This window comes from Pseudomonas sp. LBUM1647 (assembly GCF_059716175.1).
Map to the genome: position 1 here is coordinate 2,952,708 of NZ_CP166809.1, position 15,547 is coordinate 2,968,254.

Sequence of the window (15,547 nt, forward strand, 5' to 3'; positions counted from 1 at the left end):
TTGTTTTTATAGGAGGTCTGTGTCCGTTTACCACTGACTTGCATCATTGGCCTGAGGCGTTCTACTGTCTATGTGTTGTTTGGCTGGTCGAACCAGTTTTTTAATCGATTGGTTTTTATTTTTTCAAAAAAATGTTTTTAAAACATGAGCTTATGTTTGTGCTTGAACATTTGTGTTTTTGGCAGTGAGACTGGTCATACCAGTTGGAGAGTCGATGGAAAGGGCAGAAACGAGCCGTAATCCACAAGTCGCAGACGTGGTCTGTGAACGCATCGAACGGTTGATCGTGGACGGGGTGCTCAAGACCGGGCAGCTGTTGCCCTCGGAGCGTCGTCTGACCGAAAAGCTTGGCGTTTCCCGCACGGCACTTCGCGAGGGCCTCAAGCTGTTGCGCGCTCGCGGGATTATCAAGACAGAGCAGGGCAAAGGTTCATTTGTTGCCGATCTTTCGGGACACGGTGCCGCGTCACCGCTGATGCACTTGTTCAGCTCACAACCCCGCACGCTTTACGATTTGTTCGAAGTCCGCAGCCTGCTCGAAGGCGAGTCCGCACGTCTGGCGGCGTTGCGCGGAACCGACGCCGACTTCGTCCTCATCACCCGCAGCTACGAGGCGTTGCTCAATGCCCACAGCCGTTCGCTGGAGGCGTCCGAACACGCCCGGCTCGATCATGCGTTTCACCTGGCGATTTGCGAGGCCTCGCACAACCCGGTGCTGGTGCAGACCTTGCGCTCGCTGACGGACTTGCTGCTGAACACGGTGTTTGCCTCGGTCAACAACCTTTATCACCGCGAACCTCAAAAACGTCAGATCGACCGTCATCATGCGCGGCTCTACAACGCCGTCACCGGCCGTATGCCGGAACAGGCGCGCAAGGCGGCCATCGCGCACATCCAGAGCATTTGCGAGAACCTCAAGGAAATCGAAAGTGAGGAACAGCGTTTGGTTCGGGCAACGCTGCGACTTGAGGGGTGGGCTTAATGCCGCATCTGGATCAGTTCTCCTTGCACCTGTTCATTCTGGTCTGCGACGAAGGCACCATCGCACGGGCCAGCGAGCGGGCATTCATCGCGCCATCGGCGGTCAGCAAACGGATCTCCGACATTGAGGTGCGCTTCGGTACGCCGTTGCTCAAACGCAGCAAACGCGGGGTCGAGCCCACGCCGGCGGGGCAGGCTTTGCTGCGGCATGCCCGGTCACTGACCCGTGCAATGGAAAGGCTCGACAGTGAGCTCAGCGAATACGCGGAGGGTGCTCGTGGGCATGTCCGGATATTGGCGAACGTCTCCTCAATCATGGAGTTTTTGCCGGAAGAACTGTCCGATTTCATGTTGGCCAACCCGAGAATCCAGGCCGACATCGAAGAGCGTTACAGCCCCGATGTGGTCCGTGGGGTGGCCGAAGGAAATGCCGACCTGGGCATTTGCAGGCGGTCGATGGCCGTGGGCGATCTGGAGTTTCTGCCTTACCGCCAGGACCATCTGGCCGTCGTGGTGGGTGCGCATCATCCCTTGGCCGATCGCACCAGCCTTGCGTTCGAAGAGACGTTGGATTTTGATCACTTGGGATTGTCGGCCTTCGCCACGCTCAATACCTTCATGCGCGAAGATGCGGAAAAGCACGGCCGGGAGCTGCGTTTCCGCTCCTATGTATCGTCATTCGATGCCGCGTTCCGGTTGGTGCAGTTCGGGCTGGGACTGGCGGTGTTCCCGCTGGAAGCCGTGGCGCGCTACAGGCAACTGTTCGACCTGCGCATCATCCCCCTGACCGACGATTGGGCGCTGGGCGAGTTTGTGATCTGCGTGCGGGATCGTGATGCACTGTCGCTTTCAGCCCGTCGGCTGCTGGATCACCTGCTGTTACGGGCACCGCCACGACAAACCATGACCTGAATCCATCCATCGCGGTTGACGATGGATCAGGCCGTGAATCACGTCTTTTCGGCGCCTTGGTGTCTCTCTAGTCTGAGCCTGTGCTTCAGCCTGTGAGAGAACTTCATGACAACAATAACGATCAACGAAGTCGGCATGCGCGATGGATTGCAGAGTCTTCACGCCATCATGCCGACCGCCGCCAAACGCCAATGGATCGATGCCGCCTATGCGGCTGGCGTACGCCATATGGAAGTTGCATCCTTTGTTCCCGCCAAACTGCTGCCGCAAATGGCCGATGCCAAAGAAGTCGTGGCCCACGCCTTGAGTTACCCGGATCTGATTGTCTCTGTACTCGCACCGAACCTGCGCGGCTGTCGGGATGCGCTTGAATCCGGCGCCCACCGGATCATTGCGCCGGTTTCCGTCAGCGCGGCCCATAGCCTGGCCAATGTGCGTCGCACGCCCCTGGAAATGGTCGAGGAGCTGGCGCGGATGTGCCAACTGCGGACCGAAATGGGTTTGCACAACGTTCAAGTAATCGCCGGGATGTCCGTTGCGTTTGGCTGCACCCGCCAGGGCGATGTGCCGTTGAGCGACCTGTGCGAATTGACCGGCCACGTGCTTGAGGCCGGTTGCGATCTGGTTTCGCTCGGCGACACCACGGGTTATGCCAATCCCGGTCAGGTGGCGACCACGTTGCAGGCGGTTCGAGCCATCGCCGGTGAAAAACTCAGGGCTGCGCATTTTCATGACACCCGTGGTCTGGCGCTGGCCAACAGTCTGGTGGCCGTGCAGCAAGGCATCACCGAACTCGATTCGTCCCTCGCCGGGCTGGGTGGTTGCCCGTTCGCACCGGGCGCGTCCGGCAACACCGTGACGGAAGACCTGGTGTTTATGCTGCAAAGCATGGGCCACGACACTGGCATCGATCTGGCCGCACTGATCGAGTCACGGGATGTGCTGCATGCCGCGTTGCCAGACGAAACCCTTTACGGCTGCATTGCCCGCGCCGGTCTGCCACTCAATTACACGCCAGCCGCCAGCCGCGCTTGAGCCCTGTTCGATCGAGGAAACCACTCATGTCCAGACTTCCAATGGACGGCATTCGTGTCGTCGAAATTTCACACATGGTGATGGGGCCGACCTGCGGGATGATCCTCGGTGACCTCGGTGCCGAAGTCATCAAGATCGAGCCGACCCGCGGCGATGGAACGCGGCGTCTGCTGGGGGCCGGTGCCGGATTTTTTCGCACCTTCAACCGCAACAAGCAGTGCATCGCCATCGACGTCAACACCCCGCAAGGGCGCGACGCCGTGCTGGAACTCATCGACACCGCCGACGTGTTCATCGAGAACTTCAAACCCGGGCGCATGCAGGAACTCGGCTTCGGTTACGCAGCGATGCGTGAGCGTAATCCGCGCATCATTTATGCCTCGCACAAAGGCTTTCTGAACGGTCCGTATGACAATCGCCTGGCCCTGGATGAAGTGGTGCAGATGATGGCAGGCCTGGCCTACATGACCGGCCCCGTCGGCAGACCGTTGCGGGCCGGCAGTTCCGTGAACGACATCATGGGCGGGATGTTCGGCGCTATCGGCGTGCTTGCCGCGCTGAATGACCGGCACACCACCGGTATCGGCCGTGAAGTGCAAAGCGCGCTTTACGAAAACTGCGTATTGCTCGCAGCCCAACACATGCAGCAGTACGCCGTGACCGGCCAGGCCGCCGCGCCGATGCCCAACCGTATCAGCGCCTGGGCGATCTACGACGTGTTCGAGTTCGCCAACGGTGAGCAGATGTTCGTGGCGGCCACCGGCGAAGGGCAGTGGAATGCCTTATGCCAGTTGCTCGGTCAGACCGCGTTGCTCGATGACCAGAGCCTTGCCACCAATAACGATCGCGTGTTGCAGCGACCGCGGTTGCTGGCTCACCTGGCCGAAGTCTTTGCCACGATGGATGCTCAGGCGCTGGCTCTGGAGTTGGAGGCTCACAGCATTCCCTTTGCGCCGATCCGTCGTCCGGAGGAGTTGTTCGAAGATCCTCATCTGCTGCAAAGCGGCGGCCTGGCGAATCTCGAGCTCGAAGACGGATCGTTCACCGCCATGCCATTGCTGCCGCTGTCTCTGGATGGCGAACGTCTGCAACCGCGTCAATCGATTCCGCGCATCGGCGAGCATACGCACAAGGTCATGCGTGAACTCGGCTACAGCGACGAGCACATCGCCGAACTGTGTGCAGCCGGTGTGCTTAAAACCGACGCTCAAGCCTGAGGAGGCGCTGCCATGGCTATCTATCAATACGACACGCTGATCCCCGTCATCCACGCTGAAACATTCGTCGCCGAAGACGCCACTGTCATCGGTAATGTCACGCTGGAGCAGGGCGTCAGTGTCTGGCCCCAGGCTGTTCTGCGCGGTGACAACGAGCCCATTCGAATCGGTCAGCACAGCAACGTACAGGAAGGCGCGGTCTTGCATGCAGACCCCGGATTTGCGCTGACGGTGGGCAATGGCGTCACCATTGGCCACCAGGCCATGTTGCATGGCTGCACCATCGGTGATGGTGCGCTGATCGGGATTCAGGCGGTGGTACTCAATGGCGCGGTTATCGGCAAGAACTGCCTGGTCGGTGCCGGCGCGATTGTCACTGAAGGCAAGGTGTTCCCGGATAACTCCCTGATTTTGGGAGCACCGGCCAAAGTGGTGCGAGAGCTGACGCCTGAAGCCATCGCCGGCCTGCAGCGTAGCGCCCAGGACTATGTCGCCAAGGGCCAGGCTTACAAGGACAAACTGATTCGAATCAGCTAAACCCGTTGAGCAAGGTCCTGAAGGACGTTGCCTCTCTCCAATAATTACAACAATGGAGAAACATCATGGTTGCCATGACTGGCGAAATTGCACTGGCGCGCAATGAAGAAACGATCAATGAGCTGCTGCTCTATCGGCGCGTGGCCTGGCGCATCATGCCGCTGGCCATTATCTGCTTTCTGTTCTCTTATTTTGACCGGATCAATATCAGCTTCGCCAAGACCCAGATGCAGCATGAACTGGGCTTGACCGATGCAGCGTATGGTCTGGCCGCGAGCATGTTCTTCATTGGCTACGTGCTGTTCGAAGTGCCCAGCAGCCTGGGCCTCAAGCGCTACGGTGCCCCGGCCTGGATCTGCCGGATCATGGTGTCGTGGGGACTGGCCACCGCCGCAATGATGTTTGCCTACACCCAATACACGCTCTACTTTTTGCGTTTTCTGATTGGGGTAATGGAAGCCGGTTTTGGTCCGGCGATTCTGTTCTATCTGGCGTGCTGGTTCCCGAAAAAGCACTTGGCAAAGATGAACGGCCTCTGGTTCCTGTCGGTCCCTTTGGCGGGGGCATTGGGCGGGCCGGCTGCGGGGATTTTGTTGGGTACGATGGATGGCGTGCTTGGCCTGGCGGGTTGGCACTGGCTGTTCCTGATGTCGGGTTTACCGTGTGTGGTGCTGGGGGCGCTGGTGTTGTGGAAACTCGATCGTGACATCGAGTCGGCCAAGTGGCTGACAAGGGGAGAGAAAGATCTTCTCGCCGCCAATCTGGCGCATGACAAAGCCAGGCAAAAGCCGGTACTGGGGTCGCTGTGGCGAGTGTTACTGACGCGGGAAGTCGCGATCATGGCGTTCATCTACTTCGTGATCAAGACAGCTTCTTATGGTCTTAATTTCTGGATGCCGCACTTGATCAAGTCGTCCGGGGTGCAAAGCGTTTTTTGGATCGGCATGCTGTCATCCCTGCCTTACATCGTTGCGTGCATCGGCATGATCTGGCTGACACGACTCTCGGACCGCACCGGTGAGCGCAAGAAATACCTGGTGATGTGTCTGTTGCTGGCGGCCGTGGGTTACTTGCTGGCCTGCCTGTTTTCCGATTCGTCCTGGGCCATGATGGCTGCCTTGGTCCTGGCCACGGCGGGCACGTTCATCGCCATTCCAATCTTCTGGACGATTCCGCAATCGACCTTCTCAGGGCTGGCGATTGCCAGTGGAACCGCAGCCATCAACTCCATCGGCCAGCTCAGCGGCATGGTCGCTCCGGTGATGGTGGGCAAAATCAACGATGTCTCCGGCACCAGTTACATGGGCATGCTGTCCATCGCGCCGATGATCCTGATCGCGTGTTTTGTGGTCATGCGTTACGTCAAGAATCCCAAGCCTTGACCCCTGCGATACACCAGGGGCCAAGACTTGAGAAAGGCGGGCTAATCGATCAATGCCCGCCCACCACCATATGACTGAACGGCGCCACATACGCCTGCAACGTCACCAAACCACCGACCAGAATGGCCAGGATGATCGAGTGGAAAAACACATAACGCAGGATTTCCCCTTCATGCCCGTACCAACGGGTGGCGGTGGAAGCCACCACGATTGACTGGGCGTCGACCATCTTGCCCATGACCCCGCCAGAGCTGTTGGCGGCAGCCATCAACACCGGGCTGATCCCCAACTGTTCGGCGGTCACCCGTTGCAAGCCGCCGAACAGCACGTTGGACGCCGTGTCCGAGCCGGTCAACGCCACGCCGAGCCAGCCGAGCAGGGTGCCGAACATGGGGTAGAAGATGCCAGTCGCGGCGAAGGCCAGGCCCATGGTGGCGTCCAGGCCTGAATAGCGGGTGAGGAAGCCCAGGGCGAGCATCGCGACGATGGTGATCAGCGAGTAACGCACGACCCAGATCGTTCGTACGTACTGTTTGATCAATTGCGGGATGGAATAACCCATCAGCAGCCCGCCGAGGATCGCCGCCAGCAGGATGCCGCTACCGGTGCTGGTGAGCCAGGTGAACTTGTAGACCGCGTCCTCGGTTTTAGGCGCGGGCACCACGGGCGGGACCTTCTCGATCTGCTGGTGGATCGTGGTGAAAGTCACGACCGGAGCGAAGATCGGGTTCGCTTCGCGCAGCGGTTTGCCCTGGGGGTCGAGCTTGGCAGAATTGGTGGCCGGATCAATCGCCGGGCGGGTATCGAACATGTTTTTGAAGCCCTGGGTGCCCCAGGCGAACACGAACACGGTGAGGATGATCCACGGCATCCACGCGCGCATCACCGCAGGCTTGGCATCACTGGCAAAGGTCGCGCTGGCGACGGGTTTTTCGTCATGCTCTTCGGCAATTTTGGAGTTGTCGACGCGCCCGGTCAGCGCGGCGGAGGTATGCACGGTGGCCGGCTTCCAGACCCTGAGGAAACCAGTAAGGCAGGCCATGGAAATCAGCGCGGCGATCACGTCCACCAGCATCGGCCCGTGGTAGTTGGACACCAGGAACTGCGGCACGGCGAAACTGACCCCGGCCACCAGAATCGCCGGCCAGATTTCCAGCATCTTGCGCCATCCGGCGAAGGCCCAGATCAACCAGAACGGCACGATCACCGAGAAGAACGGCAATTGCCGGCCGACCATCATCGACAGTTCCATTTCATCCAGCCCGGTCACCTTGGCCAGGGTGATGATCGGCGTCCCCAGCGCGCCGAACGCCACAGGCGCGGTGTTAGCGATCAACGCCAGGCCAGACGCGGCCAGAGGCGAGAAGCCCAACCCGATCAGAATCGCCCCGGTCACCGCCACCGGCGTACCGAAACCAGCGGCCCCTTCGAAGAAAGCACCGAAGCAGAAAGCAATCAGCAGCAATTGCAGGCGTCGATCGTCGGTGATGCGCGCCAGGGAATCCTGCAGCACTTTGAACGAGCCGTTCTCGGTGGTCAGCCGATGCAGGAAGATGATGTTGAGCACAATCCAGCCAATGGGCAGCAAGCCGTTGGCGGCGCCGTACAGTGCGGCCGAACCGGCCATGTTCGCCGGCATGCCGAAGGCGAAGATCGCGATCACCAGCGCAGACGCCAGGGCCATCAATGCTGCCAGATGTGCCTTGATATGGAAAAACGCCAGGGCTGCCAGCATCACCACGACCGGCACTGCTGCCATGAGGGTTGAAAGTATCGGGTTGCCGAACGGATCGTAGATTTGCTGCCAGACCATGTTCCACCTCTGCTTTTTATTGTTGGGAGTGCAGACCCCGTGGGGGCGGTGGCTTCTAGTATAGGTGGCATTACGCCGCTGTCCTGGCAGGCCTTTCAGTGGGCCGCACTGAGCTAACATGGCCAATGGGTAAACGCGCTATTCGGCCTTCAACGATGAGAGGAATGCAGCCATGACTGAACGCCATATGCACCACAAGGAAACGCTGTCGAACGGATGCAAGATCGAGGTCAAAGCCGAGATATTGAGGGACGGCTCGCTGAAGATGTTCATCGGTGTTTACCGGCCGGACGGCACGGTCATCGAGGAAGACAACAAGCCATCCCCGCATCTGCTGGACATGGAAGACGCCTTTGACTGGGGAATCAAAAACGCAAGGGACATCGGAAACGGTCAAAGAACCCTGTAAGCCCAGGCTTTTCATGAAAAAGGCGACAACCACCATGAAGAAAGAGCAGGTCGGTGCAAAGGAAGAAGAGGGAGGAGCTTCGGCCTCTCAGCTGATAGACGCGAGAATCAAGGAACTGGGAGATTGGCGGGGCGAGACGCTCGCTCGGGTCCGAACGCTCATCCGGCAGGCCGACCCTGACGTGGTCGAGGAATGGAAGTGGCGGGGGGTTCCAGTGTGGTCGCACGCCGGAATCATCTGCACCGGCGAGACATACAAGCAGGTCGTGAAGATGACGTTTGCCAAGGGCGCCTCGCTGGAAGATCCTTCAGGCCTCTTCAACGCCAGTCTTGAAGGCAATACCCGACGTGCCATTGATTTGCATGAGGGTGACAAGCTTGATGAGACAGCCTTGAAGGCGCTCATTCTCGCCGCCGTGGCGCTCAACACATCGGCACGAGCGGCCGCTCGCACCAAACCGGCTGCGAAATCCTGATTCGTCTTCTCCGACCTGGCAGTCGAAAACCACTCTGACGAGATGACTGCTATCGATGTCTCTTGTCATGAGCTTTGAAGTGCGTTGTCGTACAACAATGTTTGAACTTAAAAACCTCCATATCCTGCTGGCTACACCCGATAAATCCAAACGCTAAGTGGCTCACAGACTAAGTCCTCTGGACGTAATCGGAATACTGGCGGGTAACCTTTGTCGAGACGAACGGCTGTTTTTTCAGATTGACAGCCAGGTAGTGAACTCGATATAAAAGGCGCGGTTGTACGACGACAGACGATTATCGACTGTTAAACACTAAAAATAAAAACGAGTGTCGGCCCCATCATGAATTCAACCCACCTGCGCATTCCCCTGCATGCCGCTTCTTACGGTTCGACCTTGACTGCTTGCCCATTCCTACAGTCAGGCCTGTCGCATACGACTGTCCCACCAAACGCCCGATAGCTCTTGCCAAATGTCCAACTCCAGCCGCTGAGCATGGAGTACCCATTTTCGAGCCCGCAATACAGTGGCGTGGACCCATCGCGTTTTGGCGATGCTCTACGACACACTTGATCTCGCTTGAAACCGAGAGATCATCACCATAATCCAACAATAAAGTGATGCCATGAATCTGAACGAGCCCATCAATCCGCAACGAATCGGCCAGGCCGTCGGCAAGTACCGCTGGACGATTTGCGCACTGTTGTTTTTTGCCACCACCGTCAATTACCTGGATCGCCAGGTACTGAGTCTGTTGGCGCCGGATCTGTCGACGCAATTTGGCTGGAGTAACACCGATTACGCGAACATCGCCTCTGTCTTTCAGTTTGTGTACGCGATTTCCATGCTGTTCGCCGGCCGCTTCGTTGACAAGATCGGCACCAAGACCGCCTATGTGGTAGCGATCGGCATCTGGTCGACCGGCGCGATCATGCACGCCTTTGCGGTGCCGATGGGCGAGGGGATCGGCGCCGTGAGCAGCGCGTTCGGCCTTGCTGCCATCCCGGTCTCGATCGCAGGTTTCATGGTGGCGCGGGCCGTGCTGGCGATAGGCGAGGCGGGTAACTTCCCGATCGCGATCAAGGCTACCGCCGAATACTTCCCGAAAAAAGAACGCTCCTTTGCCACCGGTATTTTCAACTCCGGTGCCAACGTGGGCGCGGTCCTGGCGCCGATCTGCGTGCCGCTGATTGCCGGCCTCTGGGGCTGGGAAGCGGCTTTCATCGTGATCGGTGCGTTGGGCTTCGTTTGGGTAGCGGTATGGATTGCGCTGTACGAAAAACCGGAGCAGCAAAAACGTCTGTCGGTGCAAGAGCTGGCCTACATCCGCAGCGATCAGGGCGCGCAAGCACTCACCGAAACAGACTCGGGTGCGGCTGCCAAAAAAGTATCGTGGTTCAAGCTGCTGACCTACCGCCAGACCTGGGCCTTTGCCTTCGGCAAATTCATGACCGATGGCGTGTGGTGGTTCTTCCTGTTCTGGCTTCCGACCTATCTGTCAGCGCAATACGGCATGAAGGGCCAGGCCATCGTGTTGCCGCTGGCCGTGTTGTACAGCATGACCATGGTGGGCAGCATCGGCGGCGGCTGGTTCCCCAGCTATTTCATGTCACGCGGCGACGCGCCGTATGACGGCCGTATGAAAGCCATGCTGGTGATCGCCTTCTTCCCGCTGCTGGTGTTGTTGGCACAGCCCTTCGGTTACATCAGTTTCTGGGTGCCGGTGCTGCTGATCGGTGTGGGCGCCTCCGCGCACCAGGCGTGGTCGTGCAATATCTTCACCACCGTGTCTGACATGTTTCCGCAAAAATCCATCGCTTCGGTGGTCGGTATTGGTGGTTTGGCAGGCGGCTTGGGCGGCGTAGTCATGACCAAGACCGGCGGTTGGGTGATCGACCATTACAAACTGATTGGCGATATTCATACCGGCTACATGATCATGTTTGCCATCTGTGCGGTGGCCTACCTGGTGGCGTGGAGCGTGATGAAGACGCTGGTACCACGCCATAAGGAAATCACCGATCTGTAAAACGGTTGGCACGACCCAGTGAGCTGAAAAACGGGGGTACACGACGACTATTTTCGGCGTGTCCCCCCCTTTAGTTTCATCCAGCATCGACCCTGGCTGGAACATTTCCTGGGTCACTGATGATGGGCCAAGCGCTCACCATAACTTCCACGTGTAATCGACATTCACCCGCAGCTCATTGTCATCCCGATGGCTGGCCTGGGCGCTGAAGTCGTTGCGGTACCAGGCGTTGCGCAACCGTAGCGCCAAGCCTTTCAGTTGGCCGCTCTGCAGCACGTAGGACACCTCGATATCCTTTTCGCTCTCGGTCAGGTTGGAGCCTCCCAGCTTGGCCAGTTCGATATTGTCGCCACTCACGTAGCGCAGCATGCCATTGAGTCCAGGCACGCCAAGGCCTGCAAAATTGTAGTCATACCGTACCTGCCAACTGCGCTCTTTGGGGTTGAGAAACTCAGAGCTCAGAGTGCCTTCGGTGATCACTAACGGTTCGGTGCCGAACAGGTAGGGCATGGCTGTCTTGCCAGTCAGTTGCATGTAGCCGGCACCGAATTTGTGGGCGCCCAAGGCATACGTCAGCATCAGTGCCGCATTGCGGTTGTCCACCGCGCCGGCTTTGGCCGCGCCATCCTCGCCGGTGACGAACAGACGGAAATCGCTTTTCAGGCTGCCGGGGCCGAGAGGGCGATTGTCGACAAAACCGTAGAAGTCCTTGCGGTACAGGTCAGCGAGTTCTGCGTGGTAGTACTTCAGCGTCAATTGCGGCGACCAGGCATAGTCGCCGCCGACGAAAGAAAAACGGTCTGACTCGGCGGCGCCATTGAAGCGTCCGTTAGGTGAACCGACCGACATTTTCTGGTAATCGGTGGAGTCGCGCAGGTTGATGCGATCCAGCCAGCCAACGTGCAGGGTCAGGTTGTCGATTTCCTGGGACTTGAGGTACGCGCCGCGAAAGGTCTGTGGCAGCAGGCGGGTAGGGCTGGCGAAAGCGATCGGCAGAAACGTGCTGATGGTGCCCAATTGCAGCTCGCTTTTCGATGCCCTGACCTTGGCCGTCAGACCCAGCTCCGAGTATTCATCGGCCGGCTCACGGGTGGTGGCGCTGTACGGCAGCAGGCCGGTACCGGTGCGAGCGCGTGAAGAATCCAGGCGCACACCCAGCAAGCCTTGGGCGTCGAGGCCGAACCCCACAGGCCCTTGCGTATAACCTGAACGCACGTTGAGGATGAAACCCTGGGCCCACTCGCGGGCGGCGGCCTGAGGGGTTGCGTTCACGTAGTTTCGATCGAAGTAAAAGTTGCGCATCGTCAGATCGGCGTGGCTGTCATCGACAAAACCGCTGGCACACGCCTGGCCAAAAGATAAAACGCAGGTGCAGGCGCTGAGCGCCCGAAGAGAAGTCTTGAGCATGCCGGTGTTCACTTTTATTGTTGTTGGGGGTGAACCCGCACCGTTTCCGGCACGGGGTGTTACGCGGGAGTTGTCAGTCAGGCTGAGAGCCGTTGCGGCGCACTGACAGGTAAAACATCGCTACTGCGGCGATGACGATTCCCGGCGCCGAAGCCAGCATCACCCCGGCCGTGCCGGTGCCCAAGGCGAGCATCTTGCCGGCCACCAGCGGGCCGCTCATTGCGCCGAGTCTGCCGATGGCCACCGCGCTGCCCACGCCCGTGGCGCGCACAGACGGGCGATAGAAATGCGGTGCCAAGGCATACAGCACGCATTGCCCGCCGGTGGCGAAAAAGCCCGCAACGAAACCGGCCGCCAGCATGCTTTCCAGGTGGCTGGCCATACCCAGAGCGGTCAGCGAAGCGAGAATGCCGATGTAGATCAGTGCGGACAGGGCCCAGGCCGGCAGTCGGTCCATCACCCAGCCCAGCAGCAAGGTACCGACCGCAGCGCCAAGCTGTAGAGCAAACATCACCCAACTAGCCTGGCGGCCGCTGAAACCCTGGCCGACCAACAAGCTGGGCAGCCAGTTGATCAAGATGTACACGACCATGAGCGTAAAGAAATAACTCACCCAGATCATTGCGGTCGGCAGGGCCGCGCCCTCGCGGAACAGGCCCCGGACCACGCCGATGGGTGCGGCGTCCTGGACGCTGCGAAACTGCGCCGATTCCGGTAGATAAAGCCCCAGCAGAGGCACGATCAACAGCGGTACCAGGCCACCGACGTAGAACACCACCTGCCAGCCACCGGCCAATTGAGCGATGCCAATGCTGGCCGCCATCGCAGCACCCAGCGGCACGCCGCAATACATCAGGCTCACGGCCATGCCACGCAGACGCGGACCAGCCACTTCACTGGTCAGCGCGATCAGGTTGGGCAAGGCGGCGCCCAAACCCACGCCCGTGAGGCAACGGGCAACCAGCAAGCTGTTGAAGTCCCAGGCCATGGCCGTGACCAGCGAGAACAGTCCGAACAGCGCCACCGACGCCATCAGCACGCGCTTGCGACCTATTCGGTCAGCCAGCAGGCCGCCCACGAACGCACCGGGCAGCAGGCCGAAAATTCCGGCACTGAAGACCCAGCCCATGTGTAATTTATCCAGTTCGAAAGCGGCCGCCATGCCTTGGGCAGCGATCCCGGAGGCCTGTAGGTCAAGGCCCTCCATCAGGGCCACGAGGAAACACAGACCGATGGTCCGCGTCATGTGTAGCGGTGTTGTCAGTTTTAGCGCAGTCATGGGTAGTACCCGTTTTATTGTTGTATGGGTAAAACAGGGCCGACTGACCGCTGCGTGGGCGGTCAGCCGGTGTGGTGCTCGGTCAGCGTTTGAGCAGATCCAGCGCGACGTCGACGATCATGTCTTCCTGACCGCCCACCATGCGCCGCTTGCCCAGCTCGACGAGGATGTCGAGGGTCTTGAGGCCGTACTTGGTCGCAGCGATTTCGGCGTGGCGCAGGAAGCTTGAGTAGACGCCGGCATAACCCAGTGCGAGCGTCTCGCGGTCGACTCGCACCGGACGGTCCTGCAGCGGACGCACGATGTCATCGGCGGCGTCCATCAGCGTGTAAAGGTCGGTACCGTGGTTCCAGCCCAGACGCTCGGCCGCGGCGATGAATACTTCCAGCGGCGCGTTGCCTGCACCGGCCCCCATTCCCGCGAGGCTGGCGTCGATGCGGTCGCAACCCTCTTCGACGGCGGTGATGGAGTTGGCCACCCCCAGGCTCAGGTTGTGGTGAGCGTGCATGCCGGTTTCGGTTTCAGGCTTGAGCACCGCCTTGAACGCACGGAAGCGCTCGCGCACATCCTGCATGTTCATCGCCCCGCCGGAGTCGGCCATGTACACGCACGTCGCGCCGTAGCTTTCCATCAGCTTGGCCTGCGCGGCCAGCTGCTCGGCCGGGATCATGTGGCTCATCATCAGGAAGCCGACGGTGTCCATACCCAGCTCGCGGGCATATTCGATGTGCTGTTTCGAGACATCCGCTTCGGTGCAATGGGTGGCGATGCGCACCACCCGTGCTCCGGCGTTATAGGCCGCTTTCAAGTCATGCACCGTGCCGATGCCAGGCAACAACAAGGTGGTGATTTTGGCGTGACTGATGACATCGGCCGCGGCCTCGATCCACTCCAGATCGGTGTGCGAAGCGAAGCCATAGTTGAAGCTCGAGCCTTGCAGGCCATCGCCATGGGCGACTTCGATCGAGTCGACCTTGGCCTTGTCCAGGGCGCGGGCAATGTCCTGCACGTTTTGCAGCGAATACTGATGGCGAACGGCATGGCTGCCGTCGCGCAAGGTCACGTCGGAGATGTAGAGTTTTTTGCCAGGATTAAAGGTCATGTCGGTCTCCTCAGGCGTTCAGCATCGACTGCGCCATGCGCTCGGCGGTGGCCAAGGCAGCGGAGGTCATGATGTCGAGATTACCGGCATAGGCCGGCAGGTAATGGGCGGCGCCTTCAACCTCGAGGAACACCGAGGTCTTGAGCCCGGAGAATGTGCCCAGACCGGGGATGTGCAACGGTGCCTCTTCGGGAATGACGTCGAACTGCACGTGTTGTTTCAGGCGATAACCCGGCACATAGGCCTGTACGGCTACGGCCATCTCGAGAATGGACGCCTCGACCTCAGCCTGATCGGCTGCCTCGGACAACACAAACACCGTGTCGCGCATCATCAGCGGCGGCTCGGCCGGGTTCATCACGATGATCGCCTTGCCCTTGGCCGCACCGCCGATCACTTCGATGGCCTTGGAGGTGGTTTCGGTGAATTCGTCAATGTTGGCGCGGGTGCCGGGGCCGGCCGATTTGCTGGCGATCGAGGCGACGATTTCGGCGTAGTGCACCTTGGCGACGCGCGACACGGCGGCAACCATCGGAATGGTTGCCTGGCCACCGCAAGTGACCATGTTGACGTTGAGCTGGTCGAGGTTCTGCTCCAGATTGACCACCGGCACGCAGTACGGGCCGATGGCCGCGGGCGTCAGGTCAATCAGGCGGATGCCGGGTTTGATCGAGCGCAGGAACGCATCGTTCTTCACATGTGCACCAGCACTGGTGGCATCGAACACGAAGTCGATGTCCTTGAAGACGTCCATGCGAGTCAGGCCTTCGACGCCTTCATGGGTCACGGCTACCCCCATGCGTTCGGCGCGGGCCAGGCCGTCGGAAGCCGGGTCGATACCGACCATGACCGCCATTTGCAGATGCTTGGCGTTGCGCAGGATCTTGATCATCAGGTCGGTGCCGATATTGCCGGATCCAACGATGGCGACTTTGAGTTTGTTCATTGTTGTTGCCTCATTTGCACGCA

General features: G+C 59.5%; 14 protein-coding genes. 9 read left to right on the plus strand and 5 right to left on the minus strand.

Annotated features, from left to right (window positions below):
* Nucleotides 1-214: 214 nt before the first annotated feature.
* The 6 genes from glcC to ACA059_RS13470 all read left to right on the plus strand — a co-directional run bounded on the left by glcC (nucleotide 215) and on the right by ACA059_RS13470 (nucleotide 6,064).
* Nucleotides 215-982 carry a transcriptional regulator GlcC gene (glcC, locus tag ACA059_RS13445; RefSeq protein WP_497634231.1) on the plus strand — a complete coding sequence of 256 codons (768 nt, stop codon included), beginning with the start codon at nucleotides 215-217 and terminating at the stop codon, nucleotides 980-982.
* A complete protein-coding gene (locus tag ACA059_RS13450; RefSeq protein ID WP_497634232.1) occupies nucleotides 982-1,893 on the plus strand; it encodes a LysR family transcriptional regulator in 912 nt (303 codons plus the stop codon). Before glcC ends, ACA059_RS13450 begins: the two co-directional genes overlap by 1 nt.
* A 105-nt stretch (nucleotides 1,894-1,998) precedes the next feature.
* Nucleotides 1,999-2,928 carry a hydroxymethylglutaryl-CoA lyase gene (locus ACA059_RS13455; RefSeq protein WP_497634233.1) on the plus strand — a complete coding sequence of 310 codons (930 nt, stop codon included), beginning with the start codon at nucleotides 1,999-2,001 and terminating at the stop codon, nucleotides 2,926-2,928.
* A 26-nt stretch (nucleotides 2,929-2,954) separates the two neighbouring features.
* Entirely contained in the window at nucleotides 2,955-4,145 is a 1,191-nt protein-coding gene (locus tag ACA059_RS13460; protein ID WP_497634235.1) for a CaiB/BaiF CoA transferase family protein, read from the plus strand.
* A 12-nt stretch (nucleotides 4,146-4,157) separates the two neighbouring features.
* Nucleotides 4,158-4,682, plus strand: coding sequence for a gamma carbonic anhydrase family protein (locus ACA059_RS13465; RefSeq protein ID WP_497634237.1), 525 nt, complete (start codon nucleotides 4,158-4,160; stop codon nucleotides 4,680-4,682).
* Nucleotides 4,683-4,747: 65 nt separating this feature from the next.
* The gene (locus ACA059_RS13470; RefSeq protein WP_497634238.1) at nucleotides 4,748-6,064 is read left to right on the plus strand and encodes an MFS transporter; all 1,317 of its coding nucleotides are present in this window, start codon (nucleotides 4,748-4,750) and stop codon (nucleotides 6,062-6,064) included.
* A 49-nt stretch (nucleotides 6,065-6,113) separates the two neighbouring features.
* Here ACA059_RS13470 and ACA059_RS13475 read toward each other — a convergent pair whose 3' ends face one another.
* The gene (locus ACA059_RS13475; RefSeq protein WP_497634240.1) at nucleotides 6,114-7,877 is read right to left on the minus strand and encodes an L-lactate permease; all 1,764 of its coding nucleotides are present in this window, start codon (nucleotides 7,875-7,877) and stop codon (nucleotides 6,114-6,116) included.
* Between the two features lie 172 nt (nucleotides 7,878-8,049).
* Between ACA059_RS13475 and ACA059_RS13480 the strand changes: the two genes are divergently transcribed.
* The 3 genes from ACA059_RS13480 to ACA059_RS13490 all read left to right on the plus strand — a co-directional run bounded on the left by ACA059_RS13480 (nucleotide 8,050) and on the right by ACA059_RS13490 (nucleotide 10,790).
* Nucleotides 8,050-8,286: a hypothetical protein gene (locus ACA059_RS13480; protein ID WP_497634241.1), complete on the plus strand. Its 237-nt coding sequence runs from the start codon at nucleotides 8,050-8,052 to the stop codon at nucleotides 8,284-8,286.
* A 34-nt stretch (nucleotides 8,287-8,320) separates the two neighbouring features.
* Nucleotides 8,321-8,761, plus strand: coding sequence for a DUF1801 domain-containing protein (locus ACA059_RS13485; RefSeq protein WP_497634243.1), 441 nt, complete (start codon nucleotides 8,321-8,323; stop codon nucleotides 8,759-8,761).
* A 625-nt stretch (nucleotides 8,762-9,386) separates the two neighbouring features.
* Nucleotides 9,387-10,790 carry an MFS transporter gene (locus ACA059_RS13490; protein WP_497634244.1) on the plus strand — a complete coding sequence of 468 codons (1,404 nt, stop codon included), beginning with the start codon at nucleotides 9,387-9,389 and terminating at the stop codon, nucleotides 10,788-10,790.
* A gap of 135 nt (nucleotides 10,791-10,925) precedes the next feature.
* On the opposite strand, the gene ACA059_RS13495 is transcribed toward ACA059_RS13490, so the two are convergent.
* The 4 genes from ACA059_RS13495 to ACA059_RS13510 all read right to left on the minus strand — a co-directional run bounded on the left by ACA059_RS13495 (nucleotide 10,926) and on the right by ACA059_RS13510 (nucleotide 15,524).
* A complete protein-coding gene (locus ACA059_RS13495) occupies nucleotides 10,926-12,197 on the minus strand; it encodes an OprD family porin (RefSeq protein ID WP_497634245.1) in 1,272 nt (423 codons plus the stop codon).
* A gap of 73 nt (nucleotides 12,198-12,270) precedes the next feature.
* Nucleotides 12,271-13,476, minus strand: coding sequence for a 3-(3-hydroxy-phenyl)propionate transporter MhpT (mhpT, locus tag ACA059_RS13500; RefSeq protein ID WP_497634246.1), 1,206 nt, complete (start codon nucleotides 13,474-13,476; stop codon nucleotides 12,271-12,273).
* Nucleotides 13,477-13,558: 82 nt separating this feature from the next.
* Entirely contained in the window at nucleotides 13,559-14,578 is a 1,020-nt protein-coding gene (dmpG, locus tag ACA059_RS13505) for a 4-hydroxy-2-oxovalerate aldolase (RefSeq protein ID WP_497634247.1), read from the minus strand.
* A 10-nt stretch (nucleotides 14,579-14,588) separates the two neighbouring features.
* Nucleotides 14,589-15,524, minus strand: coding sequence for an acetaldehyde dehydrogenase (acetylating) (locus ACA059_RS13510; RefSeq protein WP_497634249.1), 936 nt, complete (start codon nucleotides 15,522-15,524; stop codon nucleotides 14,589-14,591).
* Nucleotides 15,525-15,547 lie beyond the last annotated feature (23 nt).